Genomic DNA, 21114 nt, shown 5'->3' on the forward strand with positions numbered 1-21114 from the left:
TGTTGTTTTTCAGATCACTAACAGGTCCATGAAACGGTTCACAGGCGTCGCCTCAAGCCGTGCCTGATCCTTGCACAACGCAAAAATCTCAGCGCTGCGTTGCGCGGTAAAGCGCGTGGCCAGGTTGGCCTTGAACTTGTCTTCCAGCAGTGGAATGCCGTCCACCCGACGGCGGCGATGGCCAATCGGGTACTCCACCGCGACCTGCTCGGTGCAGGTGCCGTCCGTGAAAAACACCTGCACCGCGTTGGCAATCGAGCGTTTGTCAGCCTCCAGGTACTCGCGGCTGTAGCGCGGGTCTTCGACGATGACCATCTTGTCGCGCAGCTCATCGATGATCGGGTGGGCCGCGTGGAAATCATCTTCATACTGCTCGGCCACCAGGTGGCCGAACGCCAAGGGCACGGCGGTCATGTATTGCAGGCAGTGGTCACGGTCGGCGGCGTTGGCCAATGGGCCGACCTTGGAAATAATGCGAATCGCCGACTCGTGGGTGGTGATCACGATGCGCTCGATTTCATGCAGGCGATGCTTGACCTGCGGGTGCAGGGCGACTGCCGCTTCACAGGCGGTTTGCGCGTGGAACTCGGCCGGGAAGCTGATCTTGAACAGCACGTTTTCCATCACGTAGGTGCCGTAGGGTTGGGGCAGGCTGAAGGCGCGCTTGTCCTCGGGCTTGAGCGCCAGGTCCTTGTTGGTGTGGCTGAACAGCACGTCGTAGAAGCCCCATTGCGGCGCACTCAGCACGCCGGGGATGCCCATTTCGCCACGCAAGGCGATGTCTGCCAGGCGTACGCCGCGGCTCGATGCATCGCCTGCCGCCCAGGATTTGCGCGAGCCGGCATTTGGCGCATGGCGATAGGTGCGCAGCGCCTGGCCATCGACAAACGCGTGGGACAACGCCGATAACAGTTGCTCACGATTGGCGCCCATCAGCTTGGCAGTGACCGCCGTAGAGGCAACTTTCACCAGCAACACATGGTCGAGGCCTACCCGGTTGAAGGAGTTTTCCAGGGCAATCACCCCTTGGATTTCGTGGGCCATGATCATCGCTTCCAACACTGCACGCACGGTCAGCGGCGCGTCGCCATTGGCCAGGCGCTTTTGTGACAGGTGATCGGCCACGGCGAGGATGCCGCCAAGGTTGTCCGAAGGGTGGCCCCATTCAGCGGCGAGCCAGGTGTCGTTGTAGTCGAGCCAGCGCACGATGCAACCAATGTCCCAGGCGGCCTTGACCGGGTCCAGGCGAAACGAAGTGCCCGGCACCCGTGCGCCGAATGGCACCACGGTGCCCTCCACCATCGGCCCCAGGTGCTTGGTGCACTCGGGGAAGCGCAGGGCCAGCAGGCCGCAGCCGAGGGTGTCCATCAGGCAGTTACGGGCGGTATCCAGGGCGTCCTGGGAGTCGATGCGGTAGTTGAGGACGTAGTCGGCGATGTCCTGCAACACCGGGTCGTAGTCGGGGCGGTTGTTCTGCTCGACGTTGGCGCTCATGGCAGTTCTCCTAAAAGGTGGGGTTGTTCCTCAAGTCAAGATTGATGTTGATCGTTCCCACGCTCCGCGTGGGAATGCATCCCGTGACGCTCTGCGTCACAGCAGGACGCAGAGCGTCCCAGGCGGCGTTCCCACGCGGAGCGTGGGAACGATCAAGCTAAAAGGCGTCGCCAGGGATGCGCACGTAGCCTTCCATCAACACCCGCGCACTGCGGCTCATGATGGCTTTCTTCACCACCCATTCACCGTCAACCTGGCTGGCCTCGGCGCCTACGCGCAAGGTGCCGGACGGGTGCCCGAAGCGCACGGCATTGCGTTCCACGCCGCCCGCCGCCAGGTTGACCAAGGTGCCGGAAATCGCCGCCGCGGTGCCAATCGCCACCGCCGCGGTGCCCATCATCGCGTGGTGCAGTTTGCCCATGGACAAGGCGCGCACCAGCAGATCCACATCGCCGGCCTTGATCGCCTTGCCACTGGAAGCCACGTAATCGGCAGGCTTGGCCACGAACGCCACCTTGGGCGTGTGCTGGCGCTGAGCGGCCTCGTCCAGGTGTTTGATCAGGCCCATGCGCAACGCGCCATACGCCCGCACGGTCTCGAACATCGCCAGGGCCTTGGGGTCGCTGTTGATCGCGCCTTGCAGTTCGGTACCGGTGTAGCCCAGGTCTTGGGCATTGATGAAAATCGTCGGGATACCGGCATTGATCAACGTGGCCTTGAAGGTACCGACACCGGGTACCTCCAAGTCGTCGACGAGGTTGCCGGTGGGGAACATCGAGCCACCACCGCCCTCTTCTTCCGCCGCTGGGTCCATGAACTCCAGCTGCACTTCGGCGGCCGGAAAGGTCACGCCGTCCAGTTCAAAGTCGCCGGTTTCCTGCACCGCGCCGTCAGTGATCGGCACGCGGGCAATGATGGTCTTGCCGATGTTGGCCTGCCACACCCGCACCACGGCCACGCCGTTGTGGGGCATGCGGGCCGCATCGACCAGGCCGGCGCTGATGGCGAACGAGCCTACCGCCGCCGACAGGTTGCCGCAGTTGCCGCTCCAATCGACAAATGGCTTGTCGATGGAGACCTGGCCGAACAGGTAGTCCACGTCGTGATCGGCGCGGCTGCTTTTGGCCAGGATCACGGTCTTGCTGGTGCTCGAGGTGGCCCCACCCATGCCGTCGATCTGCTTGTCGTACGGGTCGGGGCTGCCAATCACCCGCAGCAACAAGGCGTCGCGTGCAGGGCCCGGCACATGGGCCGCTGCGGGCAGATCCTTGAGACTGAAGAACACGCCCTTGCTGGTGCCGCCACGCATGTAAGTGGCGGGGATTCTGATTTGCGCTACGTGTGCCATGGTTATCCTCTTCAGGCGGTCGCCTTTGATTCCAGGAAGTCCTGGGCGAAACGCTGCAACACGCCACCCGCCTCGTAGATCGACACTTCTTCGGCGGTGTCCAGGCGGCAGGTCACTGGCACCTCGACACGTTCGCCATTCTTGCGGTTGATCACCAGGGTCAATTGCGCACGCGGGGTGCGCTCGCCGTCCACATCATAGGTTTCACTGCCGTCGATCTTGAGAGTGTGGCGGTCGGTGCCTGGCAGAAACTCCAGGGGCAACACGCCCATGCCCACCAGGTTGGTGCGGTGGATGCGCTCGAAGCCTTCGGCGGCAATCGCTTCCACACCGGCCAGGCGTACGCCCTTGGCCGCCCAGTCGCGGGACGAACCTTGGCCATAGTCGGCACCGGCGATGATGATCAGCGGCTGCTTGCGTTCCATGTAGGTTTCAATCGCTTCCCACATCCGCGTGACTTTGCCTTCCGGCTCGATACGCGCAAGAGAGCCCTGCTTGACCTTGCCGTTTTCCTGCACCATTTCGTTGAACAGTTTCGGGTTGGCGAAGGTGGCGCGCTGCGCCGTCAAATGGTCGCCCCTGTGGGTGGCGTAGGAGTTGAAGTCGACTTCCGGCAAGCCCATTTTCGCCAGGTATTCGCCGGCGGCGCTGTCCAGCATGATCGCGTTGGACGGCGACAAGTGGTCGGTGGTGATGTTGTCCGGCAGCACCGCCAGCGGGCGCATGCCCTTGAGCGGTCGTGCACCGGCCAGCGCGCCTTCCCAGTACGGCGGGCGGCGGATATAGGTGCTTTGTGGGCGCCAGTCGTACAGCGGCGTGACCTTGGGGCCGGTGTCTTCGTGGATGGCGAACATCGGGATATACACCGCACGGAATTGCTCGGGTTTTACCGAAGCCTTGACCACCGCGTCGATCTCTTCATCGCTCGGCCAGATGTCTTGCAGGCGGATTTCCTTGCCCTCGGCGTCCAGGCCGAGCACGTCCTTTTCGATGTCGAAACGGATGGTACCGGCAATCGCATAGGCCACCACCAGCGGCGGCGACGCCAGGAAGGCTTGCTTGGCGTAGGGGTGAATGCGCCCGTCAAAGTTGCGGTTACCCGACAACACTGCGGTGGCGTACAGGTCGCGGTCGATGATCTCTTGCTGGATCACCGGGTCGAGCGCGCCGGACATGCCGTTGCAGGTGGTGCAGGCAAACGCCACCACGCCAAAACCGAGTTTTTCCAGCTCATGGCCAAGTCCCGCTTCTTCCAGGTACATGGCCACGGTTTTCGAGCCCGGCGCCAAAGACGACTTGACCCACGGCTTGCGGGTCAGCCCCAGCTTGTTGGCGTTGCGTGCCAGCAGGCCGGCAGCGATCACGTTGCGCGGGTTGCTGGTGTTGGTGCAGCTGGTGATGGCGGCGATGATCACTGCGCCGTCGGGCATTTGCCCCGGCACGTCATCCCATTGGCCAGCGATGCCTTTTGACGCCAGGTCGCGGGTGGCCAGACGCGCATGGGGGTTGCTCGGGCCGGCCATATTGCGCACGACGCTGGAGAGGTCGAAGCTCAGGCTGCGCTCGTACTGCGCGCCTTTCAGGTCGTCGGCCCACAGGCCGGTGTGACGGGCGTATTGCTCGACCAGCGCGACCTGTTCGTCTTCACGGCCGGTGAGTTTGAGGTAGGCAATGGTTTGCGCGTCGATGTAGAACATCGCGGCGGTGGCGCCGTACTCCGGGGCCATGTTGGAAATGGTCGCACGGTCACCCAAGGTGAGTGCCGCAGCCCCTTCGCCGAAGAACTCCAGCCAGGCGCCGACCACCTTCTGCTGGCGCAGGAATTCGGTGAGCGCCAGCACCATATCGGTGGCGGTGATGCCCGGTTGCAGCTTGCCGGTCAATTCCACGCCCACGCTTTCCGGCAAGCGCATCCACGACGCGCGGCCGAGCATCACGCTCTCGGCTTCCAGGCCACCGACGCCGATGGCGATCACGCCCAGGGCATCTACGTGAGGCGTGTGGCTGTCGGTGCCGACACAGGTATCCGGGAAGGCCACGCCGTCACGCACTTGAATCACCGGGGACATTTTCTCCAGGTTGATCTGGTGCATGATGCCGTTGCCTGGCGGGATCACGTCGACGTTCTTGAAGGCCTTTTTGGTCCACTCGATAAAGTGGAAACGGTCTTCGTTGCGACGGTCTTCAATGGCACGGTTTTTTTCGAAGGCTTGCGGGTCAAAGCCACCGGCCTCGACGGCCAGGGAGTGGTCGACGATCAGCTGGGTGGGCACCACCGGGTTGACCTGCGCCGGGTCGCCGCCTTGCTGGGCGATGGCATCACGCAAGCCGGCGAGGTCGACCAGGGCGGTCTGGCCGAGGATGTCATGGCACACCACGCGGGCCGGGAACCACGGGAAGTCGAGGTCGCGCTTGCGCTCGATCAGTTGGCTCAGCGAGGCATTGAGGGTCGCCGGGTCGCAACGGCGCACCAGGTTCTCGGCGAGCACGCGCGAGGTGTAGGGCAAGGTGGCGTAGGCGCCGGGGGTGATTGCCTCGACAGCCGCACGGGCGTCGAAAAAATCCAGGCGGCTGCCGGGGAGCGGTTTGCGAAATTCAGTGTTCATCGTCAGGACTCGGTCACGGTAAGTGCAAAAGGTGAACTGTCGACACTGGCTTTGTTTCCTGTGGGAGCTGGCTTGCCAGCTCCCACAAAAAAGCACATTAGCCAGCGGACACAGCCCATCCCATTCAGCGACGTTCGATTGGCACGAACTTGCGCTGCTCAACGCCGGTGTACTCGGCGCTTGGACGGATGATGCGGTTGTTGGCGCGCTGCTCGAACACGTGCGCGGCCCAGCCGGTCAGGCGCGAGCACACGAAGATCGGCGTGAACAGCTTGGTCGGGATGCCCATGAAGTGGTACGCCGAGGCATGGTAGAAATCGGCGTTGGGAAACAGCTTCTTCTGTTCCCACATGGTCTTGTCGATGGCTTCGGAGACCGGGAACAACACGGTGTCGCCTACTTCGTCAGCGAGTTTTTTCGACCAGCCTTTGATCACCTCGTTGCGCGGGTCGCTGTCTTTATAGATCGCGTGGCCAAAGCCCATGATCTTGTCTTTGCGCGCCAACATGCCAAGGGTGCCTTCAACCGCTTCCTGGGCCGAGGAGAAACGCTCGATCATTTCCATCGCTGCTTCGTTGGCACCGCCGTGCAGCGGGCCGCGCAGGGAGCCGATGGCGGCGGTGACGCAGGAATACAGGTCGGACAGGGTCGATGCACACACCCGTGCGGTGAAGGTCGAGGCATTGAATTCGTGTTCGGCGTAGAGGATCAGCGACACGTTCATGACCTTGACGTGCAGCTCGCTCGGCTTCTTGCCATGCAGCAGGTGCAGGAAGTGGCCACCGATGCTCGGCTCGTCGGTCACGCAGTCGATGCGCTGGCCGTCGTGGCTGAAGCGGTACCAGTAGCACATGATCGCCGGGAACGCGGCGAGCAGGCGGTCGGTGACATCGCGCTGCACGCTGAAATCTTTCTCCGGCTCGATATTGCCCAGGAACGAGCAACCGGTGCGCATCACGTCCATCGGGTGGGCGTCGGCGGGGATGCGTTCGAGCACCTCTTTCAGGGCTTGGGGCAGGTCACGCAGTTTGCTCAGCTTGTTGCTGTAGGCGTCCAGTTCTGCCTGGGTTGGCAATTCGCCGTACAGCAGCAGGTAGGCGACTTCTTCAAACTGGGCGTCAGCGGCCAGTTCGCGTACGTCGTAGCCACGGTAGGTCAGGCCGGCGCCGGCCTGGCCCACGGTGGACAGTGCAGTCTGCCCGGCGACCTGGCCACGCAGGCCAGCACCACTCAATACTTTAGCTTCAGCCATGTTCGTTCTCCAATTTTGTAGTTGTTCAGGGAACCACAGGGTTTATTTTTTCGCGGCGAACAGCGCGTCGAGCTTCTGCTCGAAGGTGTGGTAGTCGATGCGATCGTAAAGCTCCATGCGCGTTTGCATGGTGTCGATCACGTTCTGCTGGGTACCGTCGCGACGAATCGCGGTATAGACATTCTCGGCGGCCTTGTTCATGGCACGGAAGGCCGAGAGCGGGTACAGCACAATGGAAACATCCGCAGATTTCAACTGTTCGGTGGTGTACAGCGGTGTCGCGCCGAACTCGGTGATGTTCGCCAGGATCGGCGCCTTCACGCGGGAGGCGAACAGCTTGTACATCTCCAGTTCAGTGATGGCTTCCGGGAACACCATGTCGGCACCGGCCTCGATGCACGCAGCGGCACGTTCCAGCGCAGACTCCAGGCCCTCGACCGCCAGGGCGTCGGTGCGCGCCATGATCACGAAACTGTCATCGGTGCGCGCATCCACGGCGGCCTTGATGCGGTCGACCATCTCCTGCTGGGACACGATTTCTTTGTTGGGGCGATGACCGCAGCGCTTGGCGCCAACCTGATCTTCGATATGGATGGCGGCGGCACCGAACTTGATCATCGACTTGACGGTACGCGCCACGTTGAACGCCGAGGAGCCGAAACCGGTGTCCACGTCCACCAGCAGCGGCAGGTCGCACACATCGGTAATGCGGCGCACGTCGGTGAGCACGTCATCCAGGCCGGTGATGCCCAGGTCTGGCACGCCGAGGGAGCCGGCGGCGACACCGCCACCTGAAAGATAAATCGCCTTGAAGCCGGCGCGCTTGGCCAAGAGCGCATGGTTGGCGTTGATGGCGCCCACCACTTGCAAAGGCTGTTCGCTGGCGACGGCGTCACGGAAACGCTGGCCGGGAGTGCTGTTGTTGTTGGAACTCATGACTCACCTCGTGATGAAGGCGCACCGTCCGGGAAGTGACGGGCAATGTTGCGTTTGGAGGCGCCGATATGCCGGCGCATCAACAGTTCGGCCAGTTCACCGTCGCGATCGGCAATCGCGTCCAGAATGCGGTGATGCTCGGCAAAGGCCTGGCGTGGACGATTGGGGGTGGCGGAGAACTGGATGCGGTACATGCGCACCAGTTGATACAGCTCGCCGCAGAGCATTTGGGTGAGGGTGCGGTTACCGGCACCTTGAATGATGCGGTAATGAAAATCGAAGTCGCCCTCCTGCTGGTAATAGCCGACACCCGCCTGGAACGCCGCGTCCCGTTCGTGGGTATGCAACACCTGGCGCAGCTCTTCGATCTCCGCGTCGGTCATGCGCTCGGCGGCCAGGCGGCAGGCCATGCCTTCCAGCGACTCGCGAATTTCATACAGCTCGACCAACTCGGCGTGGCTCAAAGACACCACGCGCGCGCCGACGTGAGGCACCCGCACCAGCAGGCGCTGGCCTTCCAGGCGATGGATCGCTTCGCGCAGTGGGCCACGGCTGATGCCGTAGGTGCGCGCCAGCTCCGGCTCGGAAATCTTGCTGCCGGGGGCGATTTCGCCTTTGACGATGGCGGCCTGGATACGCCGGAAGACGTTCTCCGACATGGTCTGGGAATCGTCTGGTGCCACGGCTGGTTTTTCCAGTTGCTCCAACATATTGTCGACACCTTTAAAAGCAATGCCGCAAAAACTAGCCAATTAGCCCCGCATAGTCAAAGAATAAATACACATTGTCGACAATCGTCTAATAACCCTCGCATCGACCTGCCAAGGCATGGCCGCCTGCCAGCGCTGGCGCCAAAAAAGCATCATGTTAGAATGCCCGCCGCTTTTGCCTGACATCACATGATGAAAGGGCGCACCCGAGATTGCGCAGCAATGCCAGTCGCCATGAAATAAACAGTGCACTGCCCTGCCTCAGGATTTATGAGACTCAAGCCTTACCTACTAGTGATGTGCCTGCTGTGCATACCGAGCCTTGGCGCTGGCGCCGAGAAGACCGTGTACGGCCTGAATGAATACGCCAAGCTTGCAGGTATCGACCTGGAAGTGGCGGCCAAACTCGACACCGGCGCCAAGACCGCCTCGTTGAGTGCCCGCGATATCAAGCGCTTCAAGCGCAATGGCGAATCCTGGGTCCGCTTCTACCTGGCCATCGACACCGCCCATTCCCACCCCATCGAACTGCCCCTGGCGCGTGTCAGCAAGATCAAGCGCCGCGCCGGCGACTACGACCCCGATGAGGACAAGAACTACACTGCCCGCCCAGTGATTGCGCTGGATATCTGCATGGGCAGTGCTTTACGCAGCATCGAAGTGAACTTGACTGACCGCAGCGCATTCCAATACCCGCTGCTGATTGGCTCCGAAGCCTTGAAACGCTTTGATGCGCTGGTCGACCCCAGTCTTAAATATGCAGCAGGCAAACCCGCCTGCGCCGCCGACGCTTAATACCGCCGAGTAAACCGAATGCGCTCTCTGACCCTGCACCTGAAAATCCTGATCACCTTGCTGGTGGTGCTGGGCATTTCGGTCACCGCCTATCAGATCTTCGTGCTGGGGATTCCCGTCACCGAAGATGCCACCGACGACTTGTGGAACATCGACGCCAAGGTCGAGTTCGTCGCCAACCCGAAAGACCCGGTCAAGATCCAGATGTTCGTGCCGCCCCTGAGCCGCGACTTCGTCAGCCTCAATGAGAGCTTTATCTCGAACAACTACGGGGTGAGCGTCAATCGCATCGACGGCAACCGCAAGGTCACCTGGTCGGCGCGCCGGGCCAAGGGCAACCAGACCCTCTATTACCGCCTGGTGCTGACCAAGCGCTACAGCGGCGAGAAGGTCAAGATCAAAGGCCCGACCTTCCGCGACAGCATCGCCGTGGAAGGCCCCGAGAAGATCGCCGCCGAAGCCCTGCTAGCGCCGATCCGCCAGCACTCGGCCGACGTCGAGACCTTTATCAGCGAAGCCATCAAACGCACCAACAACCTCAACGACGACAATGTGAAGTTGCTGCTGGCCGGCGACCCCTCGACGCCGCACAAGGCCAAGATCGTCGAGCTGCTGCTGTCCATCGCCCACGTGCCGGTAGAGAAGGTCCACACCATCCGTCTGGTGGCCGACCAGCCGCAAACCCCGGAACTGTGGCTGCGCAGCTTCAACGGCAACGACTGGCTGTACTTCAACCCGGAGACCGGTGAACAAGGCCTGCCCGCCGACCGCCTGCTGTGGTGGACCGGCGATGAAAACCTGATCACCGTCGATGGCGGCAAGAAAGCCATGGTGACCTTCAGCCTGAACAACAGCGAGATGAACGCCATCCGCCTGGCCAAGCTGACGGACGAAAACACCGACGCCAACTTCCTCGAATACTCGCTGTACGGCCTGCCGCTGCAAACCCAGCAGACCTTCATGATCATGGTGATGATCCCGATTGGCGTGCTGGTGATCTTGATCCTGCGCAACCTGATCGGCCTGCAGACCCTGGGCACCTTCACCCCGGTACTGATCGCCCTGGCGTTCCGCGAGACCCAGTTAGGCTTCGGGATTGTGCTGTTCACGATTATCACGGCGCTGGGCCTGTCGCTCAGGTCGTACCTGGAACACTTGAAACTGCAAATGCTGCCGAGGCTGTCGGTGGTGCTGACCTTCGTGGTGGTGCTGATTGCCGCCATCAGCCTGTTCAGCCACAAACTGGGGCTGGAGCGCGGCTTGTCGGTGGCGCTGTTCCCGATGGTGATCCTGACCATGACCATCGAACGCCTGTCGATCACCTGGGAGGAACGTGGTGCCAATCATGCGCTGAAGGTGGCGATTGGCACGCTGTTCGCCGCGTCCCTGGCGCACCTGATCATGAGCGTGCCGGAGCTGGTGTACTTCGTGTTCACCTTCCCGGCGATCCTGTTGATTCTGGTGGGCTTCATGCTGGCCATGGGTCGCTATCGCGGCTACCGCCTCACCGAGCTGGTGCGCTTCAAGGCGTTCCTGAAGGCTGACTCTTGATGTTCGGCTTCTGGAAGACCTGGAAGGCCCTGGAAGCGCGGGGGATCATGGGCATCAACCGGCGTAATGCCGACTACGTGCTCAAGTACAACAAGCGCAGCCTGTACCCTATCGTGGATGACAAGATCATCACCAAGGAACGGGCGCTGGCGGCCGGCATCCACGTGCCGGAAATGTACGGGGTGATCTCCACCGAAAAGGAAATCGACAAGCTCGACGAGATTATCGGTGGGCGCAGCGACTTCGTGATCAAGCCCGCCCAGGGCGCCGGCGGTGACGGCATCCTGGTAGTGGCCGACCGGTTCGAGGGGCGCTATCGCACGGTGTCCGGCAAAATCATCAGCCATGAGGAGATCGAGCACCAGATCTCCAGCATCCTCACCGGCCTGTATTCCCTCGGCGGCCACCGCGACCGCGCATTGATCGAGTACCGCGTGGTGCCCGACCAGATCTTCAAAAGCATCAGCTATGAAGGCGTGCCAGACATCCGCATCATCGTGCTGATGGGCTACCCGGTGATGGCGATGCTGCGCTTGCCCACCCGCCAGTCCGGCGGCAAGGCCAACCTGCACCAGGGTGCGATTGGGGTGGGCGTAGACCTGGCCACCGGCCTGACCCTGCGCGGCACCTGGTTGAACAACATCATCACCAAGCACCCCGACACCACCAACGCCGTGGATGGCGTGCAACTGCCCAACTGGGACGGCTTCATGAAGCTCGCCGCCGGCTGCTACGAGCTGTGCGGGCTGGGCTATATCGGCGTGGACATGGTGCTGGACCAGGAAAAAGGCCCGTTGATCCTTGAGCTGAACGCACGGCCTGGGCTGAACATCCAGATTGCCAACGACTGCGGCCTGACGTTGCGCACCCATGCAGTAGAGGCGCGGCTGGAAGAACTCAAGGCGGCCGGGGTGACAGAAACCCCAGAGGAACGGGTGAAGTTCGTGCAGGAGATGTTCGGGCATATTCCGCCAGTTGAAGGCTAAGCAGCGCATCGCAGCAAGCCCGGGATCTCTAGGTGGGAGCTGGCTTGCCTGCGATAGCTTTCTGACAAGCCCTTCATCCTCCAGGCTATGCCCTCTATCGAGCTATCACCGACATCCCCCCTAGGAGCAAGTCCTACAGAGGACTACAATCCCCTCCCCCACGCCACTGGCTGATTCACCCTCGCATGTCGACCTGTTCCGTTTACCCCTTACCCTACCGGGCCAACCCCGCCGAGTACTTTGCGGCTATTCGCCATGCGCCTGGCGCGGTGCTGCTCGACAGCGGCCGCCCGGCTGCCGAACGGGGGCGTTATGACCTGCTCAGCGCCTGGCCCGAAGCGACCTTGACGGTTGGGCCGGATGAAAGCGGCAGCGATTTCCTGCAACGCTTGCGCGAGAACCTGGCGCAGCTGGGCGAGGCGGCCCTGCCTGCTGACGTTGAATTGCCCTTTGCCGGCGGTTTGATCGGTTACTTGAGCTATGACTTCGGCCGGCACCTGGAACGGGTTGCACGCCTGGCCGTGGACGACCTGCACCTGCCGGATGCGCGCCTGGGGCTGTATGCCTGGGCGCTGGTCAGTGATCACCAGGCACGCACCAGCCAGCTGGTGTTTCACCCGGTGCTGGCCGATAGCGAGCGGCAACGTCTGATCGCCCTGTTCAGTCATGCAACGGGCGACGCCCCTACTCCTTTCAAGCTCCAGGGCCCCATGGCGCCGGACCTCAGCCTGGAGGCGTACCAACAGGCCATCCTGCGTATTCAGGACTACATCCAGGCCGGCGACTGCTACCAGGTCAACTTTACCCAACGCTTTCGCGCGCCCTGTAGCGGCGACTCGTGGGCGGCCTACTGCGCCTTGCGCGAGGCCTGCCCGACACCGTTTTCCGGGTTCCAGAGCCTGCCGGATGACGGCGCCGTGCTGAGCCTGTCGCCGGAACGCTTTGTGCGCATCAGCGAAGGCCAGGTCGAAACCCGCCCCATCAAGGGCACCCGCCCTCGCGGCCTGACGCCAGAAGAGGATGCCGCCAACGCCGCCGAACTGCTGGCCAGCCCCAAGGACCGCGCCGAAAACCTGATGATCGTCGACCTACTGCGCAACGATCTGGGCCGCAGTTGCCGCATCGGCTCGGTGAGCGTGCCAGAACTGTTCAGCCTCGAAAGCTACCCCAACGTGCACCACCTGGTGAGCAGCGTCACTGGCGTGTTGGCCGACGACAAAGACGCCCTCGACCTGATCGCCGGCAGCTTCCCTGGCGGCTCCATCACCGGCGCACCGAAGATTCGCGCCATGCAGATCATCGACGAGCTTGAACCCACCCGTCGCGGGCTCTATTGCGGCTCGCTGATGTACCTGGACGTGCGCGGCGAGATGGACAGCTCCATCGCGATTCGCAGCTTGCTGGTCAAGGACGGGCAGGTGTGTTGCTGGGGTGGCGGTGGGATTGTGGCGGATTCAGAGTGGCAGGCGGAGCATCAAGAGTCGCTGACGAAGGTGCGGGTATTGTTGCAGACGTTGGAAGGTTTGTAGGGCCTGCACCGGCCCTATCGGGGGCAAGCCCCCTCCCACCTTCGACCGCGCCGCGATCAAAGGTGGGAGCTGGCTTGCCTGCGATGGGGCAATCAGCCGCGCTGCATAACTTACAGGCTCAACTGCCGATTCGACGCCTTGATAAACTCTTTCTTCAAGTCTTCAAACGTATGCACCGCCGGGAACTGCGGGAATTCGCGAATCACATTGTCCGGCGCATGGAACAGAATCCCACGGTCAGCTTCACCCAGCATACTGGTGTCGTTGTAGGAATCACCGGCAGCGATCACGCGGTAGTAGAGGGTTTTGAATGCCAGCACCGATTGGCGCTTGGGGTCTTTCTGGCGCAGCTGGTAGCTCACCACCCGGTCGTTCTCATCGGTGATCAAGCGGTGGCAAAGCAAGGTCGGGAAACCCAGCTGACGCATCAGCGGTTGGGAGAATTCGTAGAAGGTGTCGGACAGGATCACCACCTGGAAACGCTCGCGCAGCCAGTTGACGAACTCGATGGCGCCGTCCAGCGGCTTGAGCGTGGCGATCACGGCCTGGATATCGGCCAGCTTGAGCCCATGCTCGTCGAGGATGCGCAGGCGCTGTTGCATCAGCACGTCGTAGTCGGGAATGTCACGGGTGGTGGCCCGCAGAGACTCAATGCCGGTTTTCTCGGCAAAGGCGATCCAGATTTCCGGAACCAGCACCCCTTCCAGGTCAAGGCAGGCAATTTCCACACGACACTCCTATTAGATGTTGTTAGTTGAGCGAGCAAAAGGACTGCCGAACTCTAGCGACTCAAGCCCGCCGCCGCAACGCGGGACAGATTTTGATACCATCGCCCTCCTAGAGAGCGCTCAGCGCCACTGACCTGTAGGAACCGTCCTGATGAACCAAGCCTTCGACGTCGTTGAACTCGCCACGACTTATGCCAACAAGTCTGCCCAGGACATACTCAAGCTGGCGTTCAGCCAGTTCGGCGATGACCTGTGGATTTCCTTCAGCGGTGCCGAGGATGTGGTGCTGGTGGACATGGCCTGGAAGCTGAACAAGAACGTCAAGGTGTTCAGCCTCGACACTGGCCGCCTGCACCCGGAGACCTACCGGTTTATCGAGCAGGTGCGTGAGTTCTACAAGATCGACATAGAACTGATCTCGCCGGACCCGAGCAAGCTGGAGCCCTTCGTCAAAGAGAAAGGCCTGTTCAGCTTCTATAAGGACGGCCATGGCGAATGCTGCGGCATCCGCAAGATCGAACCGCTGCGCCGCAAACTTGCAGGTGTACGCGCCTGGGCCACCGGCCAGCGCCGCGACCAGAGCCCCGGCACTCGCAGCCAGGTGGCGGCGCTGGAAATCGACACGGCGTTCTCCACGCCGGAACGCACCCTGTACAAGTTCAACCCGCTGGCGCAGATGACCAGCGAAGAAGTCTGGGGTTATATCCGCATGCTGGAACTGCCGTACAACAGCCTGCATGAGCGCGGGTTTATCAGCATCGGCTGCGAGCCGTGCACCCGGCCGGTATTGCCACGCCAGCATGAACGTGAAGGCCGCTGGTGGTGGGAAGAAGCCACGCAGAAGGAATGCGGGCTGCATGCGGGGAATATCATCAGCAAGGCTTGAGCCTCTGACGCGGTCAAAAAACCTGTAGGAGCGAGCTTGCTCGCGAAAAACGACAACGATAACGCGGGCTTCCTGAATAAACGCGGGGCCGTTAAGTTTTTCGCGAGCAAGCTCGCTCCTACAGAAAGCAAGACTTCCTTTTTGGTCGGGCAAATCTTGTACACAACCTTGTAACCATAGGTGCCATTTTTGTGTGCAACTTAATGTACAACGCACCAAAACGTAACATCTCTCTGCGCCGATGGCGCTGCCTATAAATAGCTCTGTAATTAACGAAAAAATAAATACCTGTTCAAACGGTCAATTTATAACGTTTGTAATTCAGTAAGTTATTCTCAAAATATATAAAAACGAAATTAGCCAAGATTTTCATATATCGAAAATTGGCACGCATATGGCTTAGGCATAAGTACGCTTTGTATACAATCAATACAAAACCTACATACACTTTGCCATCCGCCGCTTTGCTGCAGATGCGCTGGAGCCTGCCGGAATGCGTACAAGCCTCTCGAACACCCTCGCACTGGATTTGCCCTCCTCCCCATTAAACCCTGCAGCTGCCGGCCCCGGCCCGCTGGTACTCAGCCCGCGCCTGCACAACAAGGACCTGGCGCCCACCAAGGTCGAAGGCCGACGTTGGGGGCGCTATAGCATCTTTGCGTTGTGGACCAATGACGTGCACAACATCGCCAACTATTCATTCGCCATCGGCCTCTATGCATTGGGCCTGGGCGGCTGGCAAATATTGCTGTCCCTGGGGATCGGCGCGGCGCTGGTGTACTTCTTCATGAACTTGTCGGGCTACATGGGGCAGAAGACCGGTGTGCCGTTTCCGGTTATCAGCCGCATCAGTTTCGGTATTCACGGGGCGCAAATTCCGGCGTTGATTCGGGCGGTGATTGCGATTGCCTGGTTTGGTATCCAGACCTACCTGGCCTCGGTAGTTTTCCGTGTGCTGCTGACGGCCATTCATCCAGGGTTTGCCGATTATGACCACGACTCGATTCTCGGTCTGTCGACCCTGGGTTGGGCGTGTTTTGTGGCGATCTGGCTGGTGCAGTTGGTGATCCTCGCCTACGGCATGGAAATGGTACGTCGCTATGAAGGCTTCGCCGGGCCGGTGATTCTGCTGACCGTGGCCGCACTGGCCGGCTGGATGTACTTCCAGGCGAACGGGCAGATTGCCTGGTCGATCCGCGAGCCCCTGAGTGGCGGTGAGATGTGGCGCAATATCTTTGCCGGCGGCGCGCTGTGGCTGGCCATCTACGGCACGCTGATCCTCAACTTTTGCGACTTCGCCCGCTCTTCGCCGTGCCGCAAGACCATCCAGGTCGGCAACTTCTGGGGCCTGCCGGTGAATATCCTGGTGTTCGCCGCAATTACCGTGCTGCTGTGCGGCGGGCAGTTCCAGCTCAATGGCCGGGTGATCGAAAGCCCCACCGAAATCATCGCGGCGATCCCCAACACCTTCTTTCTGGTGCTCGGCTGCCTGGCTTTCCTGATTGTCACCGTGGCGGTGAACATCATGGCCAACTTCGTCGCCCCGGCCTTTGTGCTGAGCAACCTGGCGCCCAAGTACCTGAACTTCCGGCGCGCCGGGCTGATCAGCGCCTTCGTTGCCGTGCTGATCCTGCCGTGGAACCTCTATAACAGCCCGTTGGTGATTGTGTATTTCCTTTCTGGCCTGGGCGCGCTGCTGGGGCCTCTGTACGGGGTGATCATGGTCGATTACTGGCTGATCCGTAAAAGCCAGGTGGATGTGCCGCAGCTATACAGCGAAGACCCCCAAGGCATTTATTACTACAGCCGTGGGGTGAATATGCGTGCGGTGGCGGCGTTCATTCCGGCGGCGGTGATCGCCATCCTGCTAGCGCTGTTGCCGGGGTTTGCCAGCGTCTCGCCGTTCTCCTGGTTGTTTGGCGCAGGCATTGCCGGGTTGCTGTACCTGCTGATTGCCAAGCGTCAACCGCACTACGCCGATGTCAGCGGCGAAAGCATTGCCGTCGATAACGTCAGTCACTAAACAAGGACTTTCCATGCGTATCCTCGTGGTCAACGTCAACACCACCGAATCCATCACCGAGACCATCGCCCAGCAAGCACGGGCGGTGGCTGCACCGGGCACTGAGATTGTCGGGCTCACCCCGTACTTCGGCGCCGAATCGGTGGAAGGCAATTTTGAAAGCTACCTGGCGGCCATCGCCGTGATGGACCGGGTGATGGCCTACGACCAGCCCTTTGATGCGGTGATCCAGGCCGGCTATGGCGAGCATGGCCGTGAAGGCCTGCAGGAACTGCTCAATGTGCCGGTGGTGGATATCACCGAAGCGGCGGCCAGTACCGCAATGTTCCTGGGGCACGCCTACTCGGTGGTGACCACCCTGGACCGCACTGTGCCGCTGATTGAAGACCGGCTGAAACTCGCCGGCCTCTACCAGCGCTGCGCTTCGGTGCGCGCCAGCGGCATGGCGGTGCTGGAGCTGGAAGAAGACCCGCTAGGCGCCATGGAAGCCATCGTGCGCCAGGCGGAACTGGCCATCCGCGATGACAAGGCCGAGGTGATCTGCCTGGGCTGCGGCGGCATGGCTGGGCTGGATGAGCAGATCCGCCAGCGCACCGGGGTGCCGGTGGTGGACGGGGTGACGGCGGCGGTGATGGTGGCCGAGTCGTTGGTGCGGTTGGGGTTGTCGACGTCGAAGGTCAGGACATATGCCACGCCGCGGCCGAAGAAGGTCATCGGTTGGCCGGGCAAGTTCGGGCGGTAGACCGATGCGCCTGCATCGCGGGCAAGCCCGGCCACAGTGACCGCGACCCAATGTGGGAGCCGGGCTTGCCCGCGATGGCCACGACTCGATGTAAAGCCGTGCTCAGATAGCACTGAACCGTTGAGCCAGTTTCTGCTCGGCAAACTGCTCAATAACGAAATCCACAAACGCCCGCGTCTTGCCCGGCAGCAATTTATGCTCGGCGTAGTAGATGGAAATATTGCCGTCGTCCACATACCAATCGGGTAACACTCGCACCAACGCTCCGCTGTCCAAAAACGGCACGGCCATTGGCATGCTCACCAGCGCGATACCAAGGCCCTGGGCACTAGCGCAGCACGCGGCTTCGGAGTCGCTCATGGTCATCGCCGGTTTCAGTACTAAAGGGCTGTGCTCACGCTCACGATTGGTCAGTTGCCACGAACGCACCCGGCCAGTCTGCGGCGAGCGGATCAAGATGCCGAGGCAGTGCGACAGGTCCTCGGGCACCAGTACCGGAAGGCGTCGCGCCAGGTAATCCGGCGACGCCACCAGCACCCGGTGCGCCGGCGTCAACTTGCGCGCCACCACACCTTGGGGCAACTCGAACCCGCCGCCGATGGCCGCGTCGAAGCCTTGGCCGATCAGGTCGACCTGGCGGTTATCGAAGTGCCAGTCCGGGCTGATATCCGGAAAGCGCCGCATAAATTCCCCCAGCAACGGCACCACGTAGCGGTTGCCGAACACCGGCCCCATGCTGACCTTGAGCGTACCCACCGGCCGCCCTTCGGCACTGGCCAGGTTGGCAACTGCATTCTGGATGGTGGTGAGGCTGCCACTGACTTCCTCCAGGAACACCTTGCCGGCTTCGGTCAGCGCCAAGCGCCGGGTGCTGCGCTGAAACAGCCGCACACCGAGGCGCGCCTCCAACTTGGCGACACTTTTACCCACTGCAGCAGGCGTGAGGCTCAGGTGGCGTGCAGCCTCGGCAAAGCTGCCACCTTCGGCGCTGCGCACAAAGCATTCGATACTGCCAAAGCTTTCCATATCGCCCCACTCTAAACTTTTGGTTTACACAGACTATAGCAACCACGGGCTACCGAGCTGCGCGGGTGAGGTCGATACTCGCTCCATCAACTACCTCGGAGATCGACATGACCACACACAACCTCACCGGCAAAGTCGCCTTGATTCAAGGCGGTTCCCGCGGCATCGGCGCCGCCATCGTCAAGCGCCTCGCCGCCCAGGGCGCAGCGGTTGCCTTTACCTACGTCAGTTCGGCCGCCAAGGCCCAAGCGTTGCAGAACGAGGTGATCAGCGAAGGCGGCAAAGCCCTGGCGATACAGGCCGACAGCGCCGATGCCACTGCGATTCGCGCGGCGGTCAACGCTACAGTCGAGGCGTTTGGACGCCTGGATATCCTGGTGAATAACGCTGGCGTGCTGGCCATCGCGCCGCTGGACGAATTCAAGCTGGAAGACTTTGACCAGACCTTGGCGATCAACGTACGCAGCGTATTTATCGCCACCCAGGAAGCCGCCAAGCATATGGGCGAAGGTGGCCGGGTGATCAATATCGGCAGCACCAACGCCGAACGCATGCCCTTCGGCGGTGGCGGGCCCTACGCCATGAGCAAAGCGGCGCTGGTGGGGTTGACCAAGGGGTTGGCACGGGACCTGGGGCCACGGGGCATCACCATCAACAACGTGCAGCCTGGCCCGGTAGACACCGACATGAACCCGGCGAACAGCGATTTTGCCGAAAGCCTGATCGGGTTGATGGCGGTAGGTCGCTATGGGCATGTGGAGGAGATAGCCAGTTTTGTGGCGTATCTGGCTGGGCCGGAAGCGGGCTATATCACGGGCGCCAGCCTAACCATCGATGGTGGGTTCAGCGCCTGATTCTTTGCAGAACCGCAACCCAAATGTGGGAGCGGGCTTGCTCGCGAAGGCGGTGGGTCAGTTGATAAATCGACTGACTGACACCCTGCATTCGCGAGCAAGCCCGCTCCCACATTTTTGACTGCGCGAGTTCAGGCCATGGGAGGCAAGCCGTAGGCGGCCAGGTCAAAGTCGGCGAGCTTGCGAATAATCAGGTCAGCATGCTGGTACTTGCTGTCAGCCATCGCCTCATCGGGCACCGCAATAGCGGTCATGTTGGCAGCCTTCGCCGCCGTCACACCGAACGGCGAATCTTCGAACACCAGGCAATCCTCAGGTGCTACGCCCAACCGGCGCGCGGCGGTGAGGAAGATATCCGGCGCGGGCTTGGCAGCGCCTACTTCCGGGTCGTCAGCGGTGACGATGGTGTCGAACAGGCCAAACCATTCACGGTGCAGGGTGGTCTTGTGGCCAAACGAGTTACGCGATGAACTGGTGCCCACGGCAATTGGAATATTGTGCGCCTTCAAGTGCCGCACCAACGCCTCGGCGCCGGGCATGCCCAGGGCCTTGGGAAAGCGCTCGCTCATCAGCGGTTCGCGAATTTCCAGAAACTCGGCGGGCGTGATCGGCAGGTCCAACGCCTTGACCACATAATCGGCCAAATCCTGGGCACCCCGCCCGATGATGTGCTGCTTGATGCTCCAGTCGTAGGTACGGCCATAGCGTTCGGCAATGATCTGCGTGACTTCGGTGTAGATGCCTTCGGTATCCAGCAACAACCCGTCCATATCGAAAATCACGGCCTTGATCGGGACAGCGGTACGCGGTGCATTCATCACAACACAACCTTGGGGCGAGGACTAAAAGGATTCAGCACAATAACGGCCCTCGTTGCCTGCAAGCAACCTTCGTGACCCGCGACCGTCGAGTCACACCACGCAACAGTTTTACGCATCGGCGCTGACTGCGGCCGTCTAGGGTTTGAGAGGACAACGTCATGACCCGTCGACACGGATCTGAAAATACCGATTGCAAACCTTATAAAAGACTTATTAACCTCCATGAACTCAATCCACTGGACGCGAAAAGCCGTCAAACAATTGCTTCGGTTGCATTCGTATCATCAGCAACAGGTACGCGATGCCGTGTCCGCTCTTGAACACATGCCCGATGCAATCAACGTCAAGGTGCTGGTTAACCATCCTCACAGCTATCGCTTGCGGGTAGGTCATTACCGGGTCCTTTTCGACTGGGACGGCAGCATCCAGGTCGTCAGCATCCAAGAGGTTAAAAAACGTGACGAGCGAACCTACTGCCGTACAGATCATCCACACTACGGAGGGCAAGCCAGCCTATGTAGTGATTCCCTATGAACATTATGTGGCGCAGCAAAACGATCCAAACCTGATCCCCCATGCGGTAGTCAGCCGCCTGGTGGATGGCGCGACACCTATCCGCGCGTGGCGCGAGCACCTGAGCTTGACCCAGGAAGAAGTCGCCCAACGCCTGGGTATTTCACAATCGGCATTTGCCCAGCAGGAAGCGGTCAGCAAACCCCGCCGCACCACGCGGGAAAAGATAGCCAAGGCGTTCGGTATCAATGCCAGTCAGCTGGAGCTATAACGTCATCCTGCAAAAATTCACGTATTCCTTTACTCACATCGAG

18 protein-coding genes and 1 pseudogene are annotated in these 21114 nt (G+C 61.1%); 10 read left to right on the forward strand and 9 right to left on the reverse strand.

Features of this window, described 5'->3' with window-relative positions; translation table 11 throughout:
• Positions 1-9: 9 nt before the first annotated feature.
• The 6 genes from prpD to V8689_RS21090 form a co-directional block, all read right to left on the reverse strand.
• The gene (gene prpD / locus V8689_RS21065) at positions 10-1494 is read right to left on the reverse strand and encodes a 2-methylcitrate dehydratase (RefSeq protein WP_056786746.1); all 1485 of its coding nucleotides are present in this window, start codon (positions 1492-1494) and stop codon (positions 10-12) included.
• Between the two features lie 157 nt (positions 1495-1651).
• The gene (gene prpF, locus V8689_RS21070) at positions 1652-2842 is read right to left on the reverse strand and encodes a 2-methylaconitate cis-trans isomerase PrpF (protein ID WP_056786749.1); all 1191 of its coding nucleotides are present in this window, start codon (positions 2840-2842) and stop codon (positions 1652-1654) included.
• An 11-nt stretch (positions 2843-2853) separates the two neighbouring features.
• A complete protein-coding gene (acnD, locus tag V8689_RS21075) occupies positions 2854-5448 on the reverse strand; it encodes a Fe/S-dependent 2-methylisocitrate dehydratase AcnD (RefSeq protein ID WP_056786752.1) in 2595 nt (864 codons plus the stop codon).
• 124 nt (positions 5449-5572) lie between these two features.
• Positions 5573-6700, reverse strand: coding sequence for a bifunctional 2-methylcitrate synthase/citrate synthase (gene prpC / locus V8689_RS21080; RefSeq protein WP_003193317.1), 1128 nt, complete (start codon positions 6698-6700; stop codon positions 5573-5575).
• Positions 6701-6742: 42 nt separating this feature from the next.
• A complete protein-coding gene (prpB, locus tag V8689_RS21085) occupies positions 6743-7636 on the reverse strand; it encodes a methylisocitrate lyase (RefSeq protein WP_003193320.1) in 894 nt (297 codons plus the stop codon).
• Positions 7633-8346, reverse strand: coding sequence for a GntR family transcriptional regulator (locus V8689_RS21090; RefSeq protein WP_003193321.1), 714 nt, complete (start codon positions 8344-8346; stop codon positions 7633-7635). The genes prpB and V8689_RS21090 overlap by 4 nt, the downstream gene beginning before the upstream one ends.
• 270 nt (positions 8347-8616) lie before the next feature.
• Here V8689_RS21090 and V8689_RS21095 point away from each other — a divergent pair, with 270 nt between their 5' ends.
• The 4 genes from V8689_RS21095 to pabB all read left to right on the forward strand — a co-directional run bounded on the left by V8689_RS21095 (position 8617) and on the right by pabB (position 13207).
• Entirely contained in the window at positions 8617-9141 is a 525-nt protein-coding gene (locus V8689_RS21095) for an ATP-dependent zinc protease family protein (protein WP_014719501.1), read from the forward strand.
• Positions 9142-9159: 18 nt separating this feature from the next.
• Complete coding sequence (locus V8689_RS21100; RefSeq protein WP_003193324.1) at positions 9160-10692, forward strand: inactive transglutaminase family protein; 1533 nt, start codon at positions 9160-9162, stop codon at positions 10690-10692.
• Positions 10692-11678, forward strand: a complete 987-nt coding sequence (locus V8689_RS21105; RefSeq protein WP_003193326.1) for an alpha-L-glutamate ligase-like protein — start codon at positions 10692-10694, stop codon at positions 11676-11678. Before V8689_RS21100 ends, V8689_RS21105 begins: the two co-directional genes overlap by 1 nt.
• A 185-nt stretch (positions 11679-11863) precedes the next feature.
• Positions 11864-13207: an aminodeoxychorismate synthase component I gene (gene pabB, locus V8689_RS21110; protein ID WP_056786757.1), complete on the forward strand. Its 1344-nt coding sequence runs from the start codon at positions 11864-11866 to the stop codon at positions 13205-13207.
• Positions 13208-13317: 110 nt separating this feature from the next.
• Here the strand turns inward: pabB and thrH are convergent, their stop codons facing one another.
• Entirely contained in the window at positions 13318-13935 is a 618-nt protein-coding gene (gene thrH, locus V8689_RS21115; RefSeq protein WP_014719505.1) for a bifunctional phosphoserine phosphatase/homoserine phosphotransferase ThrH, read from the reverse strand.
• 151 nt (positions 13936-14086) lie between these two features.
• On the opposite strand from thrH, the gene V8689_RS21120 reads away from it, so the two are divergent.
• The 3 genes from V8689_RS21120 to V8689_RS21130 all read left to right on the forward strand — a co-directional run bounded on the left by V8689_RS21120 (position 14087) and on the right by V8689_RS21130 (position 17586).
• Complete coding sequence (locus V8689_RS21120) at positions 14087-14821, forward strand: phosphoadenylyl-sulfate reductase (RefSeq protein ID WP_034136191.1); 735 nt, start codon at positions 14087-14089, stop codon at positions 14819-14821.
• 493 nt (positions 14822-15314) lie between these two features.
• On the forward strand, positions 15315-16844 hold the full coding sequence (locus V8689_RS21125; protein WP_003193334.1) for an NCS1 family nucleobase:cation symporter-1: 1530 nt from the start codon (positions 15315-15317) through the stop codon (positions 16842-16844).
• A gap of 13 nt (positions 16845-16857) precedes the next feature.
• Positions 16858-17586: an aspartate/glutamate racemase family protein gene (locus V8689_RS21130; protein ID WP_056786760.1), complete on the forward strand. Its 729-nt coding sequence runs from the start codon at positions 16858-16860 to the stop codon at positions 17584-17586.
• 102 nt (positions 17587-17688) lie between these two features.
• On the opposite strand, the gene V8689_RS21135 is transcribed toward V8689_RS21130, so the two are convergent.
• A complete protein-coding gene (locus tag V8689_RS21135) occupies positions 17689-18612 on the reverse strand; it encodes a LysR family transcriptional regulator (protein WP_056786763.1) in 924 nt (307 codons plus the stop codon).
• Between the two features lie 107 nt (positions 18613-18719).
• Here V8689_RS21135 and V8689_RS21140 point away from each other — a divergent pair, with 107 nt between their 5' ends.
• Complete coding sequence (locus tag V8689_RS21140; RefSeq protein WP_003193340.1) at positions 18720-19466, forward strand: 3-oxoacyl-ACP reductase family protein; 747 nt, start codon at positions 18720-18722, stop codon at positions 19464-19466.
• Between the two features lie 131 nt (positions 19467-19597).
• On the opposite strand, the gene V8689_RS21145 is transcribed toward V8689_RS21140, so the two are convergent.
• The gene (locus V8689_RS21145) at positions 19598-20284 is read right to left on the reverse strand and encodes an HAD-IA family hydrolase (protein WP_047711581.1); all 687 of its coding nucleotides are present in this window, start codon (positions 20282-20284) and stop codon (positions 19598-19600) included.
• A 225-nt stretch (positions 20285-20509) separates the two neighbouring features.
• On the opposite strand from V8689_RS21145, the pseudogene V8689_RS21150 reads away from it, so the two are divergent.
• A pseudogene (locus tag V8689_RS21150) lies at positions 20510-20761 on the forward strand (type II toxin-antitoxin system RelE family toxin); the annotation flags it as partial.
• Complete coding sequence (locus tag V8689_RS21155) at positions 20745-21071, forward strand: helix-turn-helix domain-containing protein (protein ID WP_056786768.1); 327 nt, start codon at positions 20745-20747, stop codon at positions 21069-21071. The pseudogene V8689_RS21150 and the gene V8689_RS21155, both read left to right, overlap by 17 nt.
• Positions 21072-21114 lie beyond the last annotated feature (43 nt).

Origin of the sequence: Pseudomonas sp. AK181 (assembly GCF_051122975.1) — a bacterium.
GTDB lineage: Bacteria > Pseudomonadota > Gammaproteobacteria > Pseudomonadales > Pseudomonadaceae > Aquipseudomonas > Aquipseudomonas lactis.